This window comes from Polaromonas sp. (genome assembly GCF_030682935.1).
GTDB lineage: Bacteria > Pseudomonadota > Gammaproteobacteria > Burkholderiales > Burkholderiaceae_C > Polaromonas.
On the sequence record NZ_JAUXNA010000347.1, the window covers coordinates 46,336 to 62,642 of the forward strand.

The window sequence follows — 16,307 nt, forward strand, 5'->3', positions numbered from 1 at the left end:
ACTCCAGAAAAGTCAGTACTTCAGGCGGCCTTGAGCACCGATGCTGGCGTGTTCAGTCGCGGCAGACGGCGACGCGAGGCCAACACCTGCTCGATATCTTCATGCGCGCCGTCGATCAAGATCAATATCGCCTTTTCGGCCTGGTCGGGGTTGCGGGCCTTCACGGCATCGAGCACCGAGCGATGCAGCGCCAGGGAACTCGCCGCCCCCCCTTTTTTACTGGTTGACAACTCAAAGCTGGTGCGCAGCAGGGCCCCCAGTGCCTTGCTCATCTGGATCAGCATGCGGTTGCGACAGGCACGCAGCAGACCCAGGTGAAAGCGCAGGTCATAGGTGACGTAGTCGCCGCCCTCTTCAACTGCGCGCTTCATGCCAGCGAAGGCGGCCTCGACTTCGGCAATATCCTGCGCCGTTGCACGCTGGGCCGCCAGCCGCACAGCAGCCGGTTCAACAACCCGGCGCAAGTCCTGCAAATCACGCAGAAATTCAGGCGTCAAGCCGGCTTTGGTTTGCCAGGCAATCACATCGGGATCGAACCAGTTCCAGTGATCTTCCGACAGCACCCGCGCGCCGACTTTGGGACCGGTGGTCATCAGGCCTTTGGCGATCAGCGACTTCACCGCTTCGCGCACCACCGTGCGGCTGACACCCAACTCCTGGCACAGCACAGGCTCGGGCGGAATGGAGGCGCCCACGGCATAACGCCCTGCGACGATGGCTTCGCCAAGGTGATCAACTGTATTGCCGTGTACGTTTTTTATCATGGTTTTCACTAGGACCGTTTTTCAATCATATGACGATAATATGATTACAAATTCAGGTTTTACCCTATGACCGACTCCAACAAACCCAAAAAGAAGCCCGAAGAACTCCGCAGCCAGCAATGGTTTGGCCGGCAGGACCGCGACGGTTTTGCCTACCGCAGCTGGGTCAAGGGCAAAGGCGTGCCGCATGACCAGTTTGACGGCCGCCCGGTCATTGGTATTTGCAACACCTTCAGTGAATTCACGCCCTGCAATTCGCACTTCCGCACGCTGGCCGAGCAGGTCAAGATCGGGGTCTACGAGGCCGGCGGTTTCCCGCTGGAGTTCCCGGTCATGTCCTTGGGTGAGACCTTGCTGCGCCCCACCGCCATGCTGTATCGCAACCTGTCCAGCATGGACGTGGAGGAAAGCATTCGCGGCAACCCGATGGACGGTGTCGTGCTGCTGATGGGCTGCGACAAGACCACGCCGTCGCTGGTGATGGGCGCCGCCAGCGTGGACTTGCCCACCATCGGCGTGAGCGGTGGCCCGATGCTCAACGGCAAGTGGCGCGGCCAGGAGCTGGGCTCGGGCACCGGGGTATGGAGCATGAGCGAGCAGGTCCGCGCTGGCACGCTCAAGCTGGAGGAATTTTTCGAAGCCGAGAGCTGCATGCACCGCAGCCACGGCCACTGCATGACCATGGGCACCGCCAGCACCATGGCCTGCATGGTGGAAGCCCTGGGCCTCGGCCTGCCTGGCAATGCCGCGTATCCGGCGGTGGATGGCCGGCGCAATGTGCTGGCGCGCATGGCCGGACGGCGCGCGGTGGCCATGGTGCATGAAGACCAGAAGCTCTCCAAAATTCTCACGCGCGAGGCGTTTGAGAATGCCATCAAGATATTGGCTGCCATTGGCGGCTCGACCAATGCCGTGATTCACCTGATCGCGATGGCCGGCCGGATCGGCATCAAGCTGAGCATCGAGGATTTCGACCGGCTGGCCAGCGAACTGCCTTGTCTGGTCAACCTGCAACCCTCGGGCAAGTACCTGATGGAAGACTTCTGCTACGCCGGCGGCCTGCCGGTGGTGATGAAAGAGATGGCGCAGCACCTGCACACCCAGGCCGTCACCGCCAACGGCAAAACCGTGGCCGAGAACTTTGCCGACGCGCAAAACTACAACACCGAAGTGATCAAGCCGCTGGGCACGCCGTTCAAGGACAAGGCGGGCATTGCCGTGCTGCGCGGCAACCTGGCGCCTCGGGGTGCCGTCATCAAGCCCAGCGCCGCCACCCCGGAGCTGATGGTGCACAAAGGCCGGGCCGTGGTGTTCGAGAACATCGAGGATTTCCACGCCCGCATTGATGACGAGAATCTCGACATTGACGAAACCTGCGTCATGGTGCTCAAGAACTGCGGCCCCAAGGGCTACCCCGGCATGGCGGAGGTGAGCAACATGCCCTTGCCGCCCAAGATTCTGCGCCGCGGCATTACCGACATGGTGCGCATCTGCGACGGCCGCATGAGCGGCACGGCCTACGGCACCGTGGTGCTGCACACGGCGCCCGAAGCGGCCGCGGGCGGGCCGCTGGCGGTGGTGCAAAACGGCGACCTCATCGAGCTCGATGTGCCTCAACGCAAAATTCATCTGCATGTAACGGACGAGGAGCTGGCCCGCCGTCTGGCCAACTGGAAAGCGTCTGAGCCGCCCATGACATCGGGCTACTGGAAGCTCTACATCGACCATGTGCTGCAAGCCGATGAAGGCGCCGATCTGGACTTCCTGGTGGGCAAGCGGGGCGCGTTTGTGCCGCGTGACAACCACTGACCCGAAAGCTCACTCATGAAAATACTCGTCACCGGTGGCGCCGGTTTTGTCGGCGCCCGGCTGGCCCGCGAACTGCTCAGACAAGGCCAGCTTAATGGCCGCACCATCACCGAACTCGGCATCGCCGATCTGTCCCCCCCTCCCGCCGACCTGAGCGCGGACCCGCGGGTGCGGGTACACACCGGGCCCCTGCTGAATCAAGCCGAACTGTTTGCGAGCGGTTTCGACGCTGTGTTCCACCTGGCCTCGGCCGTCTCGGGCGAATGCGAACTGGACTTTGACCTGGGCCTGCATTCCAACCTCGACAGCACCCGTGCCCTGCTGGATGGCCTGCGCAAGGCCGGCAATACCCCCCGCCTGGTGTTCGCCAGTTCGGTCGCGGTGTTCGGGCCGGACGCCGCCAACCCGCTGCCCGACCTGGTGACCGACAACACCTTGCCGTCGCCACAAACCTCGTACGGCACGCACAAGCTGATGTGCGAGCACCTGATTGCCGACTACACGCGCAAGGGCTTCATCGATGGCCGGTCCGCGCGCCTGATGACCGTCACCGTGCGCCCGGGCAAGCCCAATGGCGCCGCGTCGTCGTTTTTCAGCGGCATCATCCGCGAGCCTCTGGCGGGCGTCGAAACCACCTGCCCGGTCGATCCCGATGTCATGCACCCCGTGTCATCCCCATCCAACACCGTGCAGGGGCTGCTGACCGTGTTCGAGGCCAGCCGGGAAGCCATGGGCGGTCGCCTCGCGCTGAATCTGCCGGGGCTCAATGTGCACGTGGGCGACATGCTGCAGGCCCTGGAGGAAGTGGCCGGCCCCCAGGTTCGCCAGCGGGTGCGTTTCGAACGCGACGACCGCATCGCCGGCATCGTCGCCAACTGGGCCCGGGGCGCGACCGCCGATCGCGCGCTGGCGCTGGGCTTGCGTCCGGATGCATCGTTCAAGGCCATCATCGAGCAGTACATCGAGGATTGCCGGCAGCCCACCTATCCGGCAGACGCTCTGCGGGGCCTGAACCGCTGAGCGGGACCAAACGGGCATGAATCGGCCATCCGGCGACAAAGGGACAGCATGAACGTTCGCACCTTGCTGGCGGTCGACTGGGGCACCTCATCGCTGCGTGGTGCCTGGCTCGACGCCCGGGGCCAGGCCGTGGAAGAGCGGTCTTTTGCCCGGGGCATCCTGACGGTGGCGCCCGGTGAATTTGCCCCGGCGTTTGAGAGCTGCTTTGGCGACTGGATGCAAAGGCCTGATGCTTTATGCCTGATGTCTGGCATGGTCGGCAGCAAGCAGGGCTGGCTGGAAGCACCCTATTGCACCTGTCCGGCCGGGTTCGAAGAAGTCGCCGCCAACCTGGCATGGGTGAAACCGGGTCGCGTGGCCATCGTGCCGGGGTTAGTCTGCGAACACGATGGTCTTCCTGACGTCATGCGGGGCGAAGAAACCCAGGTCTTCGGCGCCCTGCAGCTGCTCGGCCTGCAAGACGCCCTGCTGGTGCTGCCCGGTACGCACAGCAAATGGGTGCGGGTGCAAGCCGGTCGTATCCAGTCGTTTGCCACCTTCATGACGGGCGAGTTCTTCGCGCTGCTGCGCCAGCACTCCATTTTGTCGCGCACCTTGCCCGCCAGCGATGGCGCATTCGACAGCGAAGCTTTCGACCAGGGCGTGACACTGGCGCTGCGCGGCAACAGCCTGCTGCACACCGCCTTCAGCACGCGCACCCTGTCGCTGTTCGATCGCCTGCCGGCCGCCGCGCTGCCCAGCTATCTGTCGGGCCTGGTCATTGGCGAAGAATTGCGTGCCCAGACATTGCAGGCCAATACCCACGTGGTCATCATCGGCTCCGCGGCATTGACTCAGCGCTACCAAAACGCATTGGCCCTGCGGGGCGTACCCGCGCAGCGGATAGGCTCGGAGGCGACTTGGGCCGGTCTGTGGGCGATTGCCCAAACCATCCATCCCAGCTTGTTAAAAACAGTATGAACGCACACCAAAAATTTGAAGCCGCACTGAGCCACATCCCCCTCGTCGGCATCCTGCGCGGCCTGCAAGCCCACGAGGCGCTGACGATGGGCGAAGCCCTGACCAGCACGGACTGGACCCTGATTGAAGTCCCCCTTAACTCACCTGATCCGCTCCAAAGTATTGCCACACTGGCCAGCCAATTTCCGCAGGCGTTGATCGGCGCCGGCACGGTGCTCACGCCGGACGATGTGCGCAACGTTCATGCCGCAGGTGGCCAATTGATCGTGTCGCCCAATTTCAATCCGGCGGTGGTGCGCGAAGCTGTGCGCTTGGGGCTGGTGTGCCTGCCCGGCGTGATGACTGCCACAGAAGCCTTTGCCGCACTGGAGGCTGGCGCCACCGGACTCAAACTGTTTCCGGCAGAGATGATCACCCCGGCGGTGGTTCGGGCTCTACGCGCCGTGCTACCTGCAGACACACGACTGCTGCCGGTGGGGGGCATCACGCCAGAAAATATGAGTAGCTACCTTGCCGCCGGTGCCAACGGTTTTGGCATTGGGTCGGCCCTCTACAAGCCCGGCATGAAGGCAACGCAGGTACAGGCCCATGCCATGAACTTCATCGCCTCCTGCCGTGAGCCATCCACAACACGGCGTTGTTGAACAACTCCTTTGTAACGAGCTTTTTTGATCTTGTGACGGCGACTCTCGTTATGCTTGTAGGGCACTGGCTATTCTGAAGGTGAAACCGAGCTGCGTCATGCAAGTTCGTCGACCTGGTTGCCGGGATTTTGATTTATTCAACAACGCCCATGGAGGGGCAGCATTGATAATGCTGCATTGCGCAACGCCCCGCGCGCCTTCTATCTGATTCATGAGTGACACCACACCGCTGACCCCCGAGCGCCCCACCCCGGCCCAGCCGCACACCCCCATGATGGCCCAGTACTGGGGCATCAAGGCCGAGTACCCCGACACGCTGGTGTTTTACCGCATGGGCGACTTCTATGAGGTCTTTTTTGCCGACGCCGAAAAAGCCGCGCGCCTGCTCGACATCACGCTGACCCGGCGCGGCCAGTCGGCGGGCGAGCCGGTGGTGATGGCGGGCGTGCCGTTCCATTCGCTCGAAGGCTACCTGGCCAAGCTGATCAAGCTCGGTGAATCGGTGGCCATTTGCGAGCAGGTCGGCGATGTGGCGACAAGCAAGGGGCCGGTCGAGAGAAAAGTGGTGCGCGTGGTCACGCCCGGCACGCTGACCGACACCGCACTGCTGAGCGACAAGACCGAATCCATCCTGCTGGCCGTGCACCAGGGCGCCCGCAACACCTGCGGCCTGGCCTGGCTCAGCGTCACCCAGGGCGAGATCCACCTGGCCCATTGCGCCAACGGCGAGCTGGAAACCTGGCTGGCCCGCATTGCACCCAGCGAACTGCTGTACAACGTCGACGTCACGCCTGCTTTTGAGCAGCGCCTTAAAACCTTGCGCTGCGCCGCCAGCGCCCGCCCCGCCTGGCAGTTTGATGCGGCGCTGGGCGCTCGGCGACTGCTGGAGCAGCTCCAGGTCGCCTCACTGGCCGCGTGGAATGCCGAAGGCCTGAATGAAGCGCATGCCGCTGCGTCGGCGCTGCTCGGTTATGCCGAACACACGCAAGGCCGCGCCCTGCCCCATGTGCAGGGCCTGCAGGTGGTGCGCTCGGGCGAACTGATCGAGCTGCCTTTGAGCACGCGGCGCAACCTCGAACTCACGCAGACCCTGCGCGGCGAAGATTCACCCACGCTGTTTTCACTGTTAGATACCTGCACCACCGGCATGGGCAGCCGGGCGCTGAAAAGCTGGCTGCTGAGCCCGCGCCGCGACCGCGCCCAAGCCGCCGCCCGGCTGGAAGCGATTACGCAGCTGCGCCAGGGCTCCCAGCAAACCTTGCGCGCCCGCCTCAAGGGCTGCAGTGATGTGGAGCGCATCACGGCCCGCATCGCATTGCGCCAGGTCAGGCCGCGCGAGCTGGTGGCCTTGCAATTAACGCTACAAAAAGCAGAGCTGCTTACGCCCGTGGACAATGGGCTAGCGGCACTTTTGACCACTATTTTTGAAGATTTGCAGCCCCCGCCCGGCTGCGCCGAACTACTGGGCCGTTATGTGCTGGACGAGCCGGCCGCGCTGATTCGCGACGGCGGCGTCATCAACCACGGCTGCGATGCTGACCTGGACGAGCTTCGTGCGATCCAGACCAACTGCGATGAATTCCTGCTCGACCTGGAAGGCCGCGAAAAAGCCCGCACCGGCATTGCCAATCTGCGCGTGCAGTTCAACAAGGTGCATGGTTTTTACATCGAGGTCACACAGGGCCAACTCGACAAGGTGCCCGACAACTACCGGCGCCGCCAGACCCTGAAAAACGCCGAACGCTACATCACGCCCGAGCTCAAGGCCTTTGAGGACAAGGCCCTGTCGGCGCAGGAACGGGCGCTGGCGCGCGAAAAATGGCTGTACGAGCAGTTGCTTGACCAGTTGCAGGACTTCATTCCCGCGCTCAGCCGCCTGGCGCGCGCGCTCGCCTCGCTCGATGCGCTCTGCGCGCTGGCCGAGCGCTCGCTCACGCTGAACTGGTGCGCGCCTGTGTTCGTTACGGCGCCGTGCATAGACATCGCCCAGGGCCGGCATCCGGTGGTGGAAGCCCGGCTGGCCGAGCTAGGTGCCGGCGCCTTCATTGCCAACGACTGCCAGCTCACCGGCAAAAGCCGCATGCAGGTGATCACCGGCCCCAACATGGGCGGCAAATCGACCTACATGCGCCAGGTCGCGCTCATTGTGCTGCTGGCCAGCGTGGGCTCTTACGTGCCCGCCAGCAGCTGCCGGCTCGGGCCGATCGACGCCATCCACACCCGCATCGGCGCGGCCGACGATGTGGCCAACGCGCAGTCGACCTTCATGCTTGAAATGCTGGAGGCCGCGCAGATTTTGCACGCGGCCACCCCTTATTCGCTGGTGCTGATGGACGAAATCGGGCGCGGCACCTCCACCTTCGACGGCCTGGCGCTGGCCGGCGGCATAGCCGCCTACCTGCACAACAAGTCGCAGGCCTTCACGCTGTTTGCCACCCATTACTTTGAACTGACCGAGTTTCCGGCCCAGCACCATGGGGCGATCAATGTGCATGTCAGCGCGGTCGAGTCCGGTGCAAACATTGTTTTCCTGCACCACATCGAGCCCGGCCCCGCCAGCAAGAGCTACGGCATTGCGGTGGCCAAGCTGGCCGGCGTGCCGGCTGCCGTGGTCAACCATGCCCGGCATGCACTGAATGCGCTGGAAACCCAGCAGAACGAAACGCGGTCCCAGATCGACCTATTTGCCGCCCCGCCGCAGGCAACCGAGCCCGACGAGAGCGCCGCCCTTCAGGCATTGGGTACGATAGACCCCGATGCGCTGACCCCGCGTGAAGCGCTGGAGGCGCTCTACCGGCTGAAAAAGCTGGCGGCCGCCGCCTGAAACGGAAATCCCTGAATTCCCATTCTTCAACATTCCCGAGTCCCCTCATGACCTATTGCGTCGCCGCCAAACTCAATGCCGGCCTGGTGTTTTTGTCAGACTCCCGCACCAATGCGGGCCTGGACAACATCAGCACCTTTCGCAAAATGATCGTCTACGAAAAGGCCGGCGACCGCTTCATGGTGCTGCTGTCAGCGGGCAACCTGTCGATTTCGCAATCGGTGCGCGAAATTTTGCAGATTGAACAACTCAAGGACCATGAAGGCGACGATCCGATCACGATCTGGAATGCCAAAAGCATGTTTGACGCTGCCCGCGTGCTGGGCTCGGCGATTCGCCGTGTCCACGCGCGCGACGGCGAGGCACTCAGAAAGGCCGATCTCGATTTCAATGTGGCGCTGGTGCTGGGCGGCCAAATCCGCGGCGAAGCCATGCGCCTGTTTCAGGTCTACTCCGCCGGCAACTTCATTGAGGCCACCGACGAGACACCCTACTTCCAGCTTGGCGAATCCAAGTACGGCAAGCCGGTGCTGGACCGCGTGCTGACGCCCGAAACGCCGCTGGCCGAAGCCGCCAAATGCGTGCTGGTGTCCATGGACTCGACCATCAAGTCCAACCTGTCGGTCGGCCTGCCGCTGGACCTCGCGGTCTATGAAGCGGACAGCTTCAAGAGCGACAAGATCGTCTGCATTGACCACGACAACCCCTACTACCGGATGATGCACAACAGCTGGGGCCAAAAGCTGCGCGAGGTGTTCGACAGCATTGAGGACCCGGTGTGGGACGATGCGCACACCGACATTCCGATCAAAATGCCCACGGCCCGCCACGAAACGCTCAAAAAAATCAGCACGCCGCACGAAAAACTGATTTAAACCCTTCACCGCCTCACCGACATCACCACCAGGGCCCAACCGGCAGCCAGCGCGCTGCGGCGCCCACAAAGCCTGTGCCCTCCAGCTCCAAACCCCTCATCATTTTTTCCCACGGCAACAGCTTTCCGGCCAGCACCTACGGCGTGCTGTTCCAGAGCCTCAAGGCCAGGGGCTTTCAGGTCAAGGCCATCGAAAAATTTGGCCACGACCCGCGCTACCCGGTCACCAGCAACTGGCCCAATCTGGTGCAGCAACTGGCTGACTTCGCCAGCAAGGAAGTCGAGAAATCCGGCCAGCCGGCTTTTCTGGTCGGCCATTCGCTGGGCGGCTTTTTAAGCCTCATGTGCGCCGCCCAGCACCCGGTGCTGGGCGGCAAACCCGTGCGCGGCGTGCTGCTGATTGATTCGCCGATTCTGGGCGGCTGGCGTGCCACCGCGCTCAGCATGGCCAAGCGCGCGCAGCTGGTGGGGTCGATCTCGCCCGGCGCCATCAGCCGCAAGCGCAGGCAGCAGTGGCTGGGCCGTGATGAAGTGCTCGCGCATTTCCGCAGCAAAAAAGCCTTTGCCCGCTGGGACGAGCAGGTGCTGCGCGACTACATCGATCATGGCACGCACGACGAAACCAGCTCGGGCCAGGGCCAGCGCCTGCTGAGCTTTGACCGCGACGTGGAAACCGCCATTTACAACACCCTGCCCGACAACCTGGAACGCCTGCTAAAAGCAAACCCGCTCAAATGCCCCGCCACCTTCATTGGCGGGCGGCAGTCGGTCGAGATGAAACAGGTGGGCATGGCGATGACCGAAAAAGTCACCAAAGGCCGCATCATGATGCTCGATGGCAGCCACCTGTTTCCCATGGAAAAGCCGCTGGCCACGGCGGCCGCCATTGAAGCGGCGCTGCTGAACATGATGGGCTGAGCCGCCCCAGCCCGGCGCCGGTCAGTTCAACCGATTCAACCGGCTCAAGCCGCCCACGTCACCAGGCCGCTCCAGGCCGTGGCCAGCACCACGATGCCAAATGCAATGCGGTACCAGGCAAAGGGCACAAAACTGTGGGTGGCGATGTAGCGCAGCAACCAGCGAATGCACAGCCAGGCGCTGACAAAGGCAAACAGCAGCCCGACGCCAAACAGCGGCAGGTCGGCCAGGGACAGCAGGGCGCGGTCCTTGAACAGGCTGTAAGCCCCGGCACCCATCAGCGTGGGAATCGCCAGGTAGAACGAAAAATCAATCGCCGCCTGGCGCGACAGCCCCAGCAGCATGCCGCCAATGATGGTGGCGCCGCTGCGACTGGTGCCCGGCACCATGGCCAGGCACTGCACCAGCCCCACCTTGAGCGCGTCCATGGTGCTCATGGCCTCGACTGTGTGAATGCGCGTGACAGCCGGGTTGCGCAGTTGCCGCCGTTCAGCCCACAAAATAATCAGGCCGCCAATGATGAAACTGCTGGCCACCACCACCGGCGTGAACAGGTGCTCCTTGATGGCCTTGCCAAACAGCAAGCCCAGCACCACGGCCGGCACAAAAGCCACCAGCACATTGAGCGAAAACTGCTGCGCCTGCTTCTCGTTGGGCAAGGCGATCAGCGTGGTACGGATTTTTTGCCAATACACCAGGATCACCGCAAAGATGGCGCCGGTCTGGATGGCAATGTCAAACACCTTAGCCTTGTCATCGTCAAAACCCAGCAGCGCGCCCGCCAAAATCAAATGCCCGGTCGAGGAAATCGGAAGAAACTCGGTCAGACCCTCCACAATGCCCATGATGGCGGCTTTGATCAACAGTGCAATATCCACGCTGGCTCCTTAAATTGGACTTGATTATCGTTGCTCGGCTGTCGCCTTTTTTGTGAGGCAGGCAGCCGATCAGGACCGGCAGCCATTCAATACAGGGGGCGATCCGCAAGCTCTTTTTTGTCCGCCGCGCATTTTTGTTGAATCCAGTAGCGCACCACGCGCCGTACTGTTCTCAAGACGCGACAGCCCGGACGGTCAGCCCACTGGCCACGAACGTCTTGCCCATGCCAGCCCACCGACCCCACCATTTTCTGAGTGAATCACCAGCACTGATACCGGGGTGGCGCTGGTTTCAAGGCCCACAGGCCCAGCCACAAACTGGGTACTGGGGCCTTTTTTCTGCTCGATGCAACGGCCCCCGTCACCGGGTCTGCGCTTGCAACAACTGAGTCTGGCGTCCTACAGCGGCATTTGCAGTGCCGGGTTGTAATAAAAATGCAACAACAACCTCAGGAACCGCATGAAAACCACACACAACACCCTATGGGCTTACGGCAAAAGCGCAGCCGTCACGCTGGCCGTCGTCACTGGCACAGTCGGCCTGATGGCTGCCTGCTCCACTGTTAAGCCACCGCCCAAGGAATACTCGCAGGTAACGCTCGACGCTCAAATCCAGGTACCCGCAGGCCACGTTGTGGCGCTTGAAACCACCGCCACCGGCCTGCTCACCTACGAATGCAAGGCCAATGCCACCGCCGCCGGCGCCGTGGGCTGGGTCCTGGTGACGCCGCAGGCTGACCTGCTTGACCGCACCGGCAAGCTGGTCGTGAAATATTCGGGCCCACCCGCCACCTGGAGCCATGTTGATGGCTCCCGCGTGGTCGGCACACAGGTTGCCGTTGCGCCGCGTGTGGGCGACACCAATCTGGCCTACCAGTTGTCCAAGGGCACACCCGATGCGGCCCCCGGCATTCTGCAAAACGTCACCTACATCCAGCGCATCAAAACCAAGGGTGGCCAGGACCTGAGCAAGGCCTGCAACCAAATCGACATTGGCGACAAGCTGACCCGGCCTTACCAGGCTGACTACATTTTCTGGAAGGCCGCTTAAGGTCACGCAATGCAGCCATAGGACCCAGGCCCGCAAACCACGGTTTGCGGGCCTTTCTTCTTTTCCGCTCAGCGTTCAGCCATGCCGAGGCCAAAAAAAACCTGCATGAAGCAGGTTTTTTTTGTTCAGGCCCGCTTAACGCCGGTCGCCGTGTCGGCCACCCCGGTCATCGCGGTCATACCGATCATTCCGCTCGTAACCCACCTGCGACACCGGCCCATAACCGGGGCCGTAATAACCCGGGCCGTAACCCTGTTGGGGTGCCTGCATATAGTTGCCGCCATGGCCATGACGCCTGTGGCCACGACCCGGATTTCCGTAGTAAACCGGCTGTGGCGCGAAATATACGGGCGCAGGCCTGACATACACAGGGCGCGGCTGGTAGTAAACCGGCGCGGGTTGCACATACACCGGCTGCGGTTGCACATATACAGGCTGCGCATTGCCCACATTCAGGGACACCGCGGGAGCGCCCACGCCCACCGACCAGTACACGTCGTCCCTTGCCTGGGCAGCACCTGCAAAGCCCATCGCAGCCACTGCCAATGCGGCGGTGGCACTGGCCAGGATGATCGAGCGGTTGGCCTTGATAGCTGTCTTCATGTGTTTCTCCTAAACTGGGCAGGAAGCGCCCGTACAGGCATTAAACGCGGGACAGCGGTAACCGCCTACCGCATGCACAGTTAAGAGCGTAGCCAAACGTAACCCAGCCCTACTACGGCCTAGAATCACAACATGACCTCCCCCGCCCCCTCCAAAGCCACTCACCCTGCCGACAAAGAAGCCCACAAGCCCAGCAACTTTTTACGACAAATCATCGAAAAAGACCTGGCCGAAGGCACCTACGCCAGCAGGCGCTGGGGCGGCAGCCCGGGCGATGCCGCCCACCACGCGGCCGGCCAGCCCGACCCGGCCAAAATCCGCACCCGCTTTCCGCCCGAGCCCAATGGCTACCTGCATGTGGGCCATGCCAAAAGCATCTGCATCAATTTTGGCCTGGCGCGCGACTACGGCGGCGTCTGCCACCTGCGCTTTGACGACACCAACCCCGAGAAGGAAGAGCTTGAGTACGTCAACAGCATCAAGGACGCCGTGAAGTGGCTGGGCTTCGGCTGGGAAAACGGTGGCGAAAGCAACCTCTACCAGGCCAGCGACTACTTTGATTTCATGTACCGCGCCGCCGAGCACCTGATTGAAGCCGGCCACGCCTATGTGGACGAACAAACCGTGGAGCAGATGCGCATCAATCGCGGCGACTTTGGCCACCCCGGCACCAACAGCCCCTTCAGGAGCCGCACCGCAGCAGAAAACCTGGCCCGCTTTCACGAAATGAAGGCCGGCCTGCATGAAGACGGCTCCATGGTGCTGCGCGCCAAAATCGACATGGCCAGCCCCAACATCAACCTGCGCGACCCGGCCATCTACCGCATTCGCCGCGCCACGCACCACAACACCGGCGACAAATGGTGCATCTACCCGATGTACACCTTTGCACACCCGATTGAGGACGCGCTGGAGAACATCACCCACAGCCTGTGCACGCTGGAATTTGAAGACCAGCGCCCGTTTTACGACTGGCTGCTGGAGCGCCTGACCGAAACCACGACCCTGCCCGACGGGCGCGTGCTGGGCGGCCTGATCAGCGCCCCGCCCCCCAGGCAGTACGAATTTGCCCGCCTCAACCTCACCTACGTGGTCACCAGCAAACGCAAGCTCGCGCAACTGGTGTACGACCACAAAGTTTCAGGCTGGGACGACCCGCGCATGCCCACCCTCGTCGGCCTGCGCCGCCGCGGCTACACGCCCGAAGCGATTCAGCTGTTTGCCGAACGCATTGGCGTGACCAAGAGCGACAGCTGGATTGACTACAGCACCCTCGAAGGCTGCCTGCGCGAAACACTGGACGGCAGCGCCGCTCGCGCCATGGCCGTGCTGGACCCGGTCAAACTGGTGCTGACCAACTGGGACGAGGTCATGGGCGCAGGCAAGCTCGACGACTGCAGCGCCCCGATTCACCCCCATCACCCCGAGCTGGGCAAGCGCAACTTCAAGATCGGCAAAGAGGTGTGGATTGAGCGTGGCGACTTTGAAGAGACGCCGCCCAAAGGTTTCTTCCGCCTGTTCCCCGGCAACAAGGTGCGTCTGAAATACGGCCACGTCATCGAGTGCACCGGCTGCACCAAAGACGCGGAAGGCAAGATCACCGAAGTGCAGGCCACGCTGATTCCCGACACCAAGAGCGGCACGCCGGGCTCTGACAGCGTCAAGGTCAAGGGCGTCATCACCTGGGTGGCCGTGGCCGACGGCCTGAGCGCCGAAGTGCGCATGTACGACCGACTGTTTCTGGAGGCCCAGCCCGACGCTGGCGGCAAGGACTTCATCGAGAGCCTGAATCCGAACAGCCTGAAAGTGGTGACGGCGATGGTTGAGCCGTCACTGGCGAGCGCAAAGGCCGATGACAAGTTCCAGTTTGAGCGGCATGGCTACTTTGTGGCGGACCGGGTGGATCACGCGGCTGGGAGGCCAGTATTTAACCTGGCGGTGGGGTTGAAGGATAGTTGGGGGAAGTAATATAAAAATATTACCCTGATTATTTAAGTTACTAAATTAGCAACTGAACGGGCAACAATTAATATGCAACAAACAATCGAAGATATTCAATCCCAAGAACTAGAAGCGTCATGGAGAACTGCCCTTGACGAGCACGATGATCTCAAAAAGTTCGGGGCAAATGCCATAGGTCTATTTGCATTAGCACTCAGGTTTGATTTAGAGGATTTAGAAGGCGTCGGCGTATCATCCATAGTTGATGGCAGCAGCGACAAAAAAAACGATTTAATTTTCATAGATGAAGAAATCGGAACAGCTGTAATAATACAAGCTTACGTCTCAAAATCAAAAAAATCAATCGCACCAGCAAATAAAGCAAGTGATTTAAATACAGCAATAGCATGGCTAATTACCATGCCAGCTGAAAATCTACCTCAAGGCATTAGATCTCATGCAATACGCATCAGAGATGGAGTTAACTCAGGAACAATCACCAAGATTCACGTATGGTACGTACACAACTGCACGGAGTCAAAAAATGTTGCTGATGAACTTGAAGCAGTTAAACAAACGCTAAGTTCAGCTCTTGCAAAGCACCACAAGAATGCCAACGTCAAGCAATTCGTCACAGAAATAGGAAACTCCACTCTAACCGAATGGTATAACGAAACACAATCGCCTATTGCTGTAAACGAAAACATTTCATTTAACTGTACTGATGGATTTGAAGTAAAGACCAATGACTGGACAGCATTCATTACAACAATTTCCGCAAGAGATCTTTATGATGCTTACAAAACCCATTCTGTAAAATTATTTTCTGCCAATATAAGAGACTATCTTGGCGCCCGCTCAAGCCAATCCAATATAAATAACGGCATACGGCAAACAATTTCTCAAACACCTGAAAACTTCTGGGTATTCAATAACGGATTGACGGCTCTCACGCATCGAATTGAATTCGATAAAGAGCAAAAAACAATCAAGGCGAAGGGACTGGCAATAGTCAACGGCGCTCAGACTACAGGAGCCATTGGCAGCATGGACGAAAAACCTGCTGATAATGCAATGGTTCCAATTCGATTTGTATCAGTTAATAATGGGGATAGGGACCTAGTAAGAGATATTGTTCGCTACAACAATAGTCAAAATCAAGTAACTGCAGCAGACTTTCGAAGTACAGATGCTATTCAAAAAAGACTTCGTCAGGAAGTGGCAAAAATAAAAGATGCCGAATACGAAGGAGGAAGACGTGGCGGGTTTGGTAGCGCAATAAAGAGAAAGCCAAAGCTTATGCCATCTTTTACCGTCGGACAAGCGCTCGCAGCATTTCACGGTCAACCCAGCACTGCATACAATAAAAAATCAGACATCTGGAATAATGATGCATTGTATTCTGAATTTTTTAATGAAAAAACCACGGGACCGCATTTGGTTTTTGTCTTCTCTCTACTGAAAAGTATAGAAAGCAGCAAGTCAAATCTTATAGAAAAATCCAAATCAGAGATAGAGCTAACCACTTTAGAAAAGCAGAGACTTGAGTTCTTTCGCTTACCCGCATCAATATTTGTTTATATTCATGCTATTGCCAGTGCCCTAGAAACCATCATAAGCCGACCAATAAGCGATTATTTCACCCTTTCATTTGGAAATCAAACCGCTCCAAAAACCGCAATAAAAAATTGGTCGCCAATTATTTCTGCAACGGCTCCATTTACCCGCCTACTTGCAAAATCTATTTCAGAGGGTTTATCAAAAACCTCTATTGAGGAAGGAATACAGAATTTCACTCAACAGGTTGAAGTTGCTGCAGAAAGTCAAACTGTCGCTTTTAATAGATTTCTAAAACAACTTCGAAACCCATCTTCTACAAAAACTTCCTAAGTTCGAGAGGAAAGCCAACCGGACAAAGATGCCAAGATGTCCAAGGGAAATTGGGGTCAGATTCCAATTGTTTGATGTTCTCGCCATGAAAATTTCATACGCCCAAGCAACCTGCTGCCGCTTGAGTTCAG

General features: G+C 59.8%; 13 protein-coding genes. 10 read left to right on the forward strand and 3 right to left on the reverse strand.

Going from position 1 to position 16,307, the window contains the following annotated elements; all coding sequences use genetic code 11:
- Positions 1-20: 20 nt before the first annotated feature.
- Positions 21-764 carry a FadR/GntR family transcriptional regulator gene (locus Q8K05_RS16140; protein ID WP_305247634.1) on the reverse strand — a complete coding sequence of 248 codons (744 nt, stop codon included), beginning with the start codon at positions 762-764 and terminating at the stop codon, positions 21-23.
- A gap of 66 nt (positions 765-830) precedes the next feature.
- Between Q8K05_RS16140 and Q8K05_RS16145 the strand changes: the two genes are divergently transcribed.
- From Q8K05_RS16145 to Q8K05_RS16175, 7 genes are all read left to right on the forward strand, one after another.
- Positions 831-2,573: an IlvD/Edd family dehydratase gene (locus tag Q8K05_RS16145; protein ID WP_305247635.1), complete on the forward strand. Its 1,743-nt coding sequence runs from the start codon at positions 831-833 to the stop codon at positions 2,571-2,573.
- Positions 2,574-2,588: 15 nt separating this feature from the next.
- Positions 2,589-3,593: a D-erythronate dehydrogenase gene (gene denD, locus Q8K05_RS16150; protein ID WP_305247636.1), complete on the forward strand. Its 1,005-nt coding sequence runs from the start codon at positions 2,589-2,591 to the stop codon at positions 3,591-3,593.
- Between the two features lie 48 nt (positions 3,594-3,641).
- Positions 3,642-4,553, forward strand: coding sequence for a 2-dehydro-3-deoxygalactonokinase (locus Q8K05_RS16155; protein ID WP_059759433.1), 912 nt, complete (start codon positions 3,642-3,644; stop codon positions 4,551-4,553).
- Positions 4,550-5,197: a 2-dehydro-3-deoxy-6-phosphogalactonate aldolase gene (locus Q8K05_RS16160; RefSeq protein WP_305247637.1), complete on the forward strand. Its 648-nt coding sequence runs from the start codon at positions 4,550-4,552 to the stop codon at positions 5,195-5,197. The genes Q8K05_RS16155 and Q8K05_RS16160 overlap by 4 nt, the downstream gene beginning before the upstream one ends.
- Positions 5,198-5,408: 211 nt before the next feature.
- Positions 5,409-8,021: a DNA mismatch repair protein MutS gene (mutS, locus tag Q8K05_RS16165; RefSeq protein WP_305247638.1), complete on the forward strand. Its 2,613-nt coding sequence runs from the start codon at positions 5,409-5,411 to the stop codon at positions 8,019-8,021.
- A 47-nt stretch (positions 8,022-8,068) separates the two neighbouring features.
- Positions 8,069-8,896, forward strand: coding sequence for a proteasome-type protease (locus Q8K05_RS16170; protein ID WP_305247639.1), 828 nt, complete (start codon positions 8,069-8,071; stop codon positions 8,894-8,896).
- A 74-nt stretch (positions 8,897-8,970) separates the two neighbouring features.
- Positions 8,971-9,813: an alpha/beta hydrolase gene (locus Q8K05_RS16175; RefSeq protein ID WP_305247640.1), complete on the forward strand. Its 843-nt coding sequence runs from the start codon at positions 8,971-8,973 to the stop codon at positions 9,811-9,813.
- 44 nt (positions 9,814-9,857) lie between these two features.
- Here the strand turns inward: Q8K05_RS16175 and Q8K05_RS16180 are convergent, their stop codons facing one another.
- A complete protein-coding gene (locus tag Q8K05_RS16180; protein ID WP_305247641.1) occupies positions 9,858-10,691 on the reverse strand; it encodes an undecaprenyl-diphosphate phosphatase in 834 nt (277 codons plus the stop codon).
- Positions 10,692-11,151: 460 nt separating this feature from the next.
- Between Q8K05_RS16180 and Q8K05_RS16185 the strand changes: the two genes are divergently transcribed.
- Complete coding sequence (locus Q8K05_RS16185; RefSeq protein WP_305247642.1) at positions 11,152-11,742, forward strand: DUF3455 domain-containing protein; 591 nt, start codon at positions 11,152-11,154, stop codon at positions 11,740-11,742.
- Between the two features lie 135 nt (positions 11,743-11,877).
- Here Q8K05_RS16185 and Q8K05_RS16190 read toward each other — a convergent pair whose 3' ends face one another.
- Positions 11,878-12,345 (reverse strand): hypothetical protein, encoded by a 468-nt coding sequence (locus tag Q8K05_RS16190; RefSeq protein WP_305247643.1) that lies wholly within the window; start codon positions 12,343-12,345, stop codon positions 11,878-11,880.
- A 132-nt stretch (positions 12,346-12,477) separates the two neighbouring features.
- On the opposite strand from Q8K05_RS16190, the gene Q8K05_RS16195 reads away from it, so the two are divergent.
- On the forward strand, positions 12,478-14,313 hold the full coding sequence (locus Q8K05_RS16195) for a glutamine--tRNA ligase/YqeY domain fusion protein (protein WP_305247644.1): 1,836 nt from the start codon (positions 12,478-12,480) through the stop codon (positions 14,311-14,313).
- A 63-nt stretch (positions 14,314-14,376) separates the two neighbouring features.
- Positions 14,377-16,176 carry an AIPR family protein gene (locus tag Q8K05_RS16200; RefSeq protein WP_305247645.1) on the forward strand — a complete coding sequence of 600 codons (1,800 nt, stop codon included), beginning with the start codon at positions 14,377-14,379 and terminating at the stop codon, positions 16,174-16,176.
- The last annotated feature ends 131 nt before the right edge of the window (positions 16,177-16,307 follow it).

Bases quoted from the DNA above. Each gene is read 5' to 3' on its own strand.
- Q8K05_RS16200 (WP_305247645.1), top strand. From the start codon at position 14,377: ATGCAACAAACAATCGAAGATATTCAATCCCAAGAACTAGAAGCGTCA.
- Q8K05_RS16155 (WP_059759433.1), top strand. From the start codon at position 3,642: ATGAACGTTCGCACCTTGCTGGCGGTCGACTGGGGCACCTCATCGCTG.
- Q8K05_RS16145 (WP_305247635.1), top strand. From the start codon at position 831: ATGACCGACTCCAACAAACCCAAAAAGAAGCCCGAAGAACTCCGCAGC.
- mutS (WP_305247638.1), top strand. From the start codon at position 5,409: ATGAGTGACACCACACCGCTGACCCCCGAGCGCCCCACCCCGGCCCAG.
- Q8K05_RS16140 (WP_305247634.1), bottom strand. From the start codon at position 764: ATGATAAAAAACGTACACGGCAATACAGTTGATCACCTTGGCGAAGCC.
- Q8K05_RS16190 (WP_305247643.1), bottom strand. From the start codon at position 12,345: ATGAAGACAGCTATCAAGGCCAACCGCTCGATCATCCTGGCCAGTGCC.
- Q8K05_RS16160 (WP_305247637.1), top strand. From the start codon at position 4,550: ATGAACGCACACCAAAAATTTGAAGCCGCACTGAGCCACATCCCCCTC.
- Q8K05_RS16185 (WP_305247642.1), top strand. From the start codon at position 11,152: ATGAAAACCACACACAACACCCTATGGGCTTACGGCAAAAGCGCAGCC.
- denD (WP_305247636.1), top strand. From the start codon at position 2,589: ATGAAAATACTCGTCACCGGTGGCGCCGGTTTTGTCGGCGCCCGGCTG.
- Q8K05_RS16170 (WP_305247639.1), top strand. From the start codon at position 8,069: ATGACCTATTGCGTCGCCGCCAAACTCAATGCCGGCCTGGTGTTTTTG.
- Q8K05_RS16195 (WP_305247644.1), top strand. From the start codon at position 12,478: ATGACCTCCCCCGCCCCCTCCAAAGCCACTCACCCTGCCGACAAAGAA.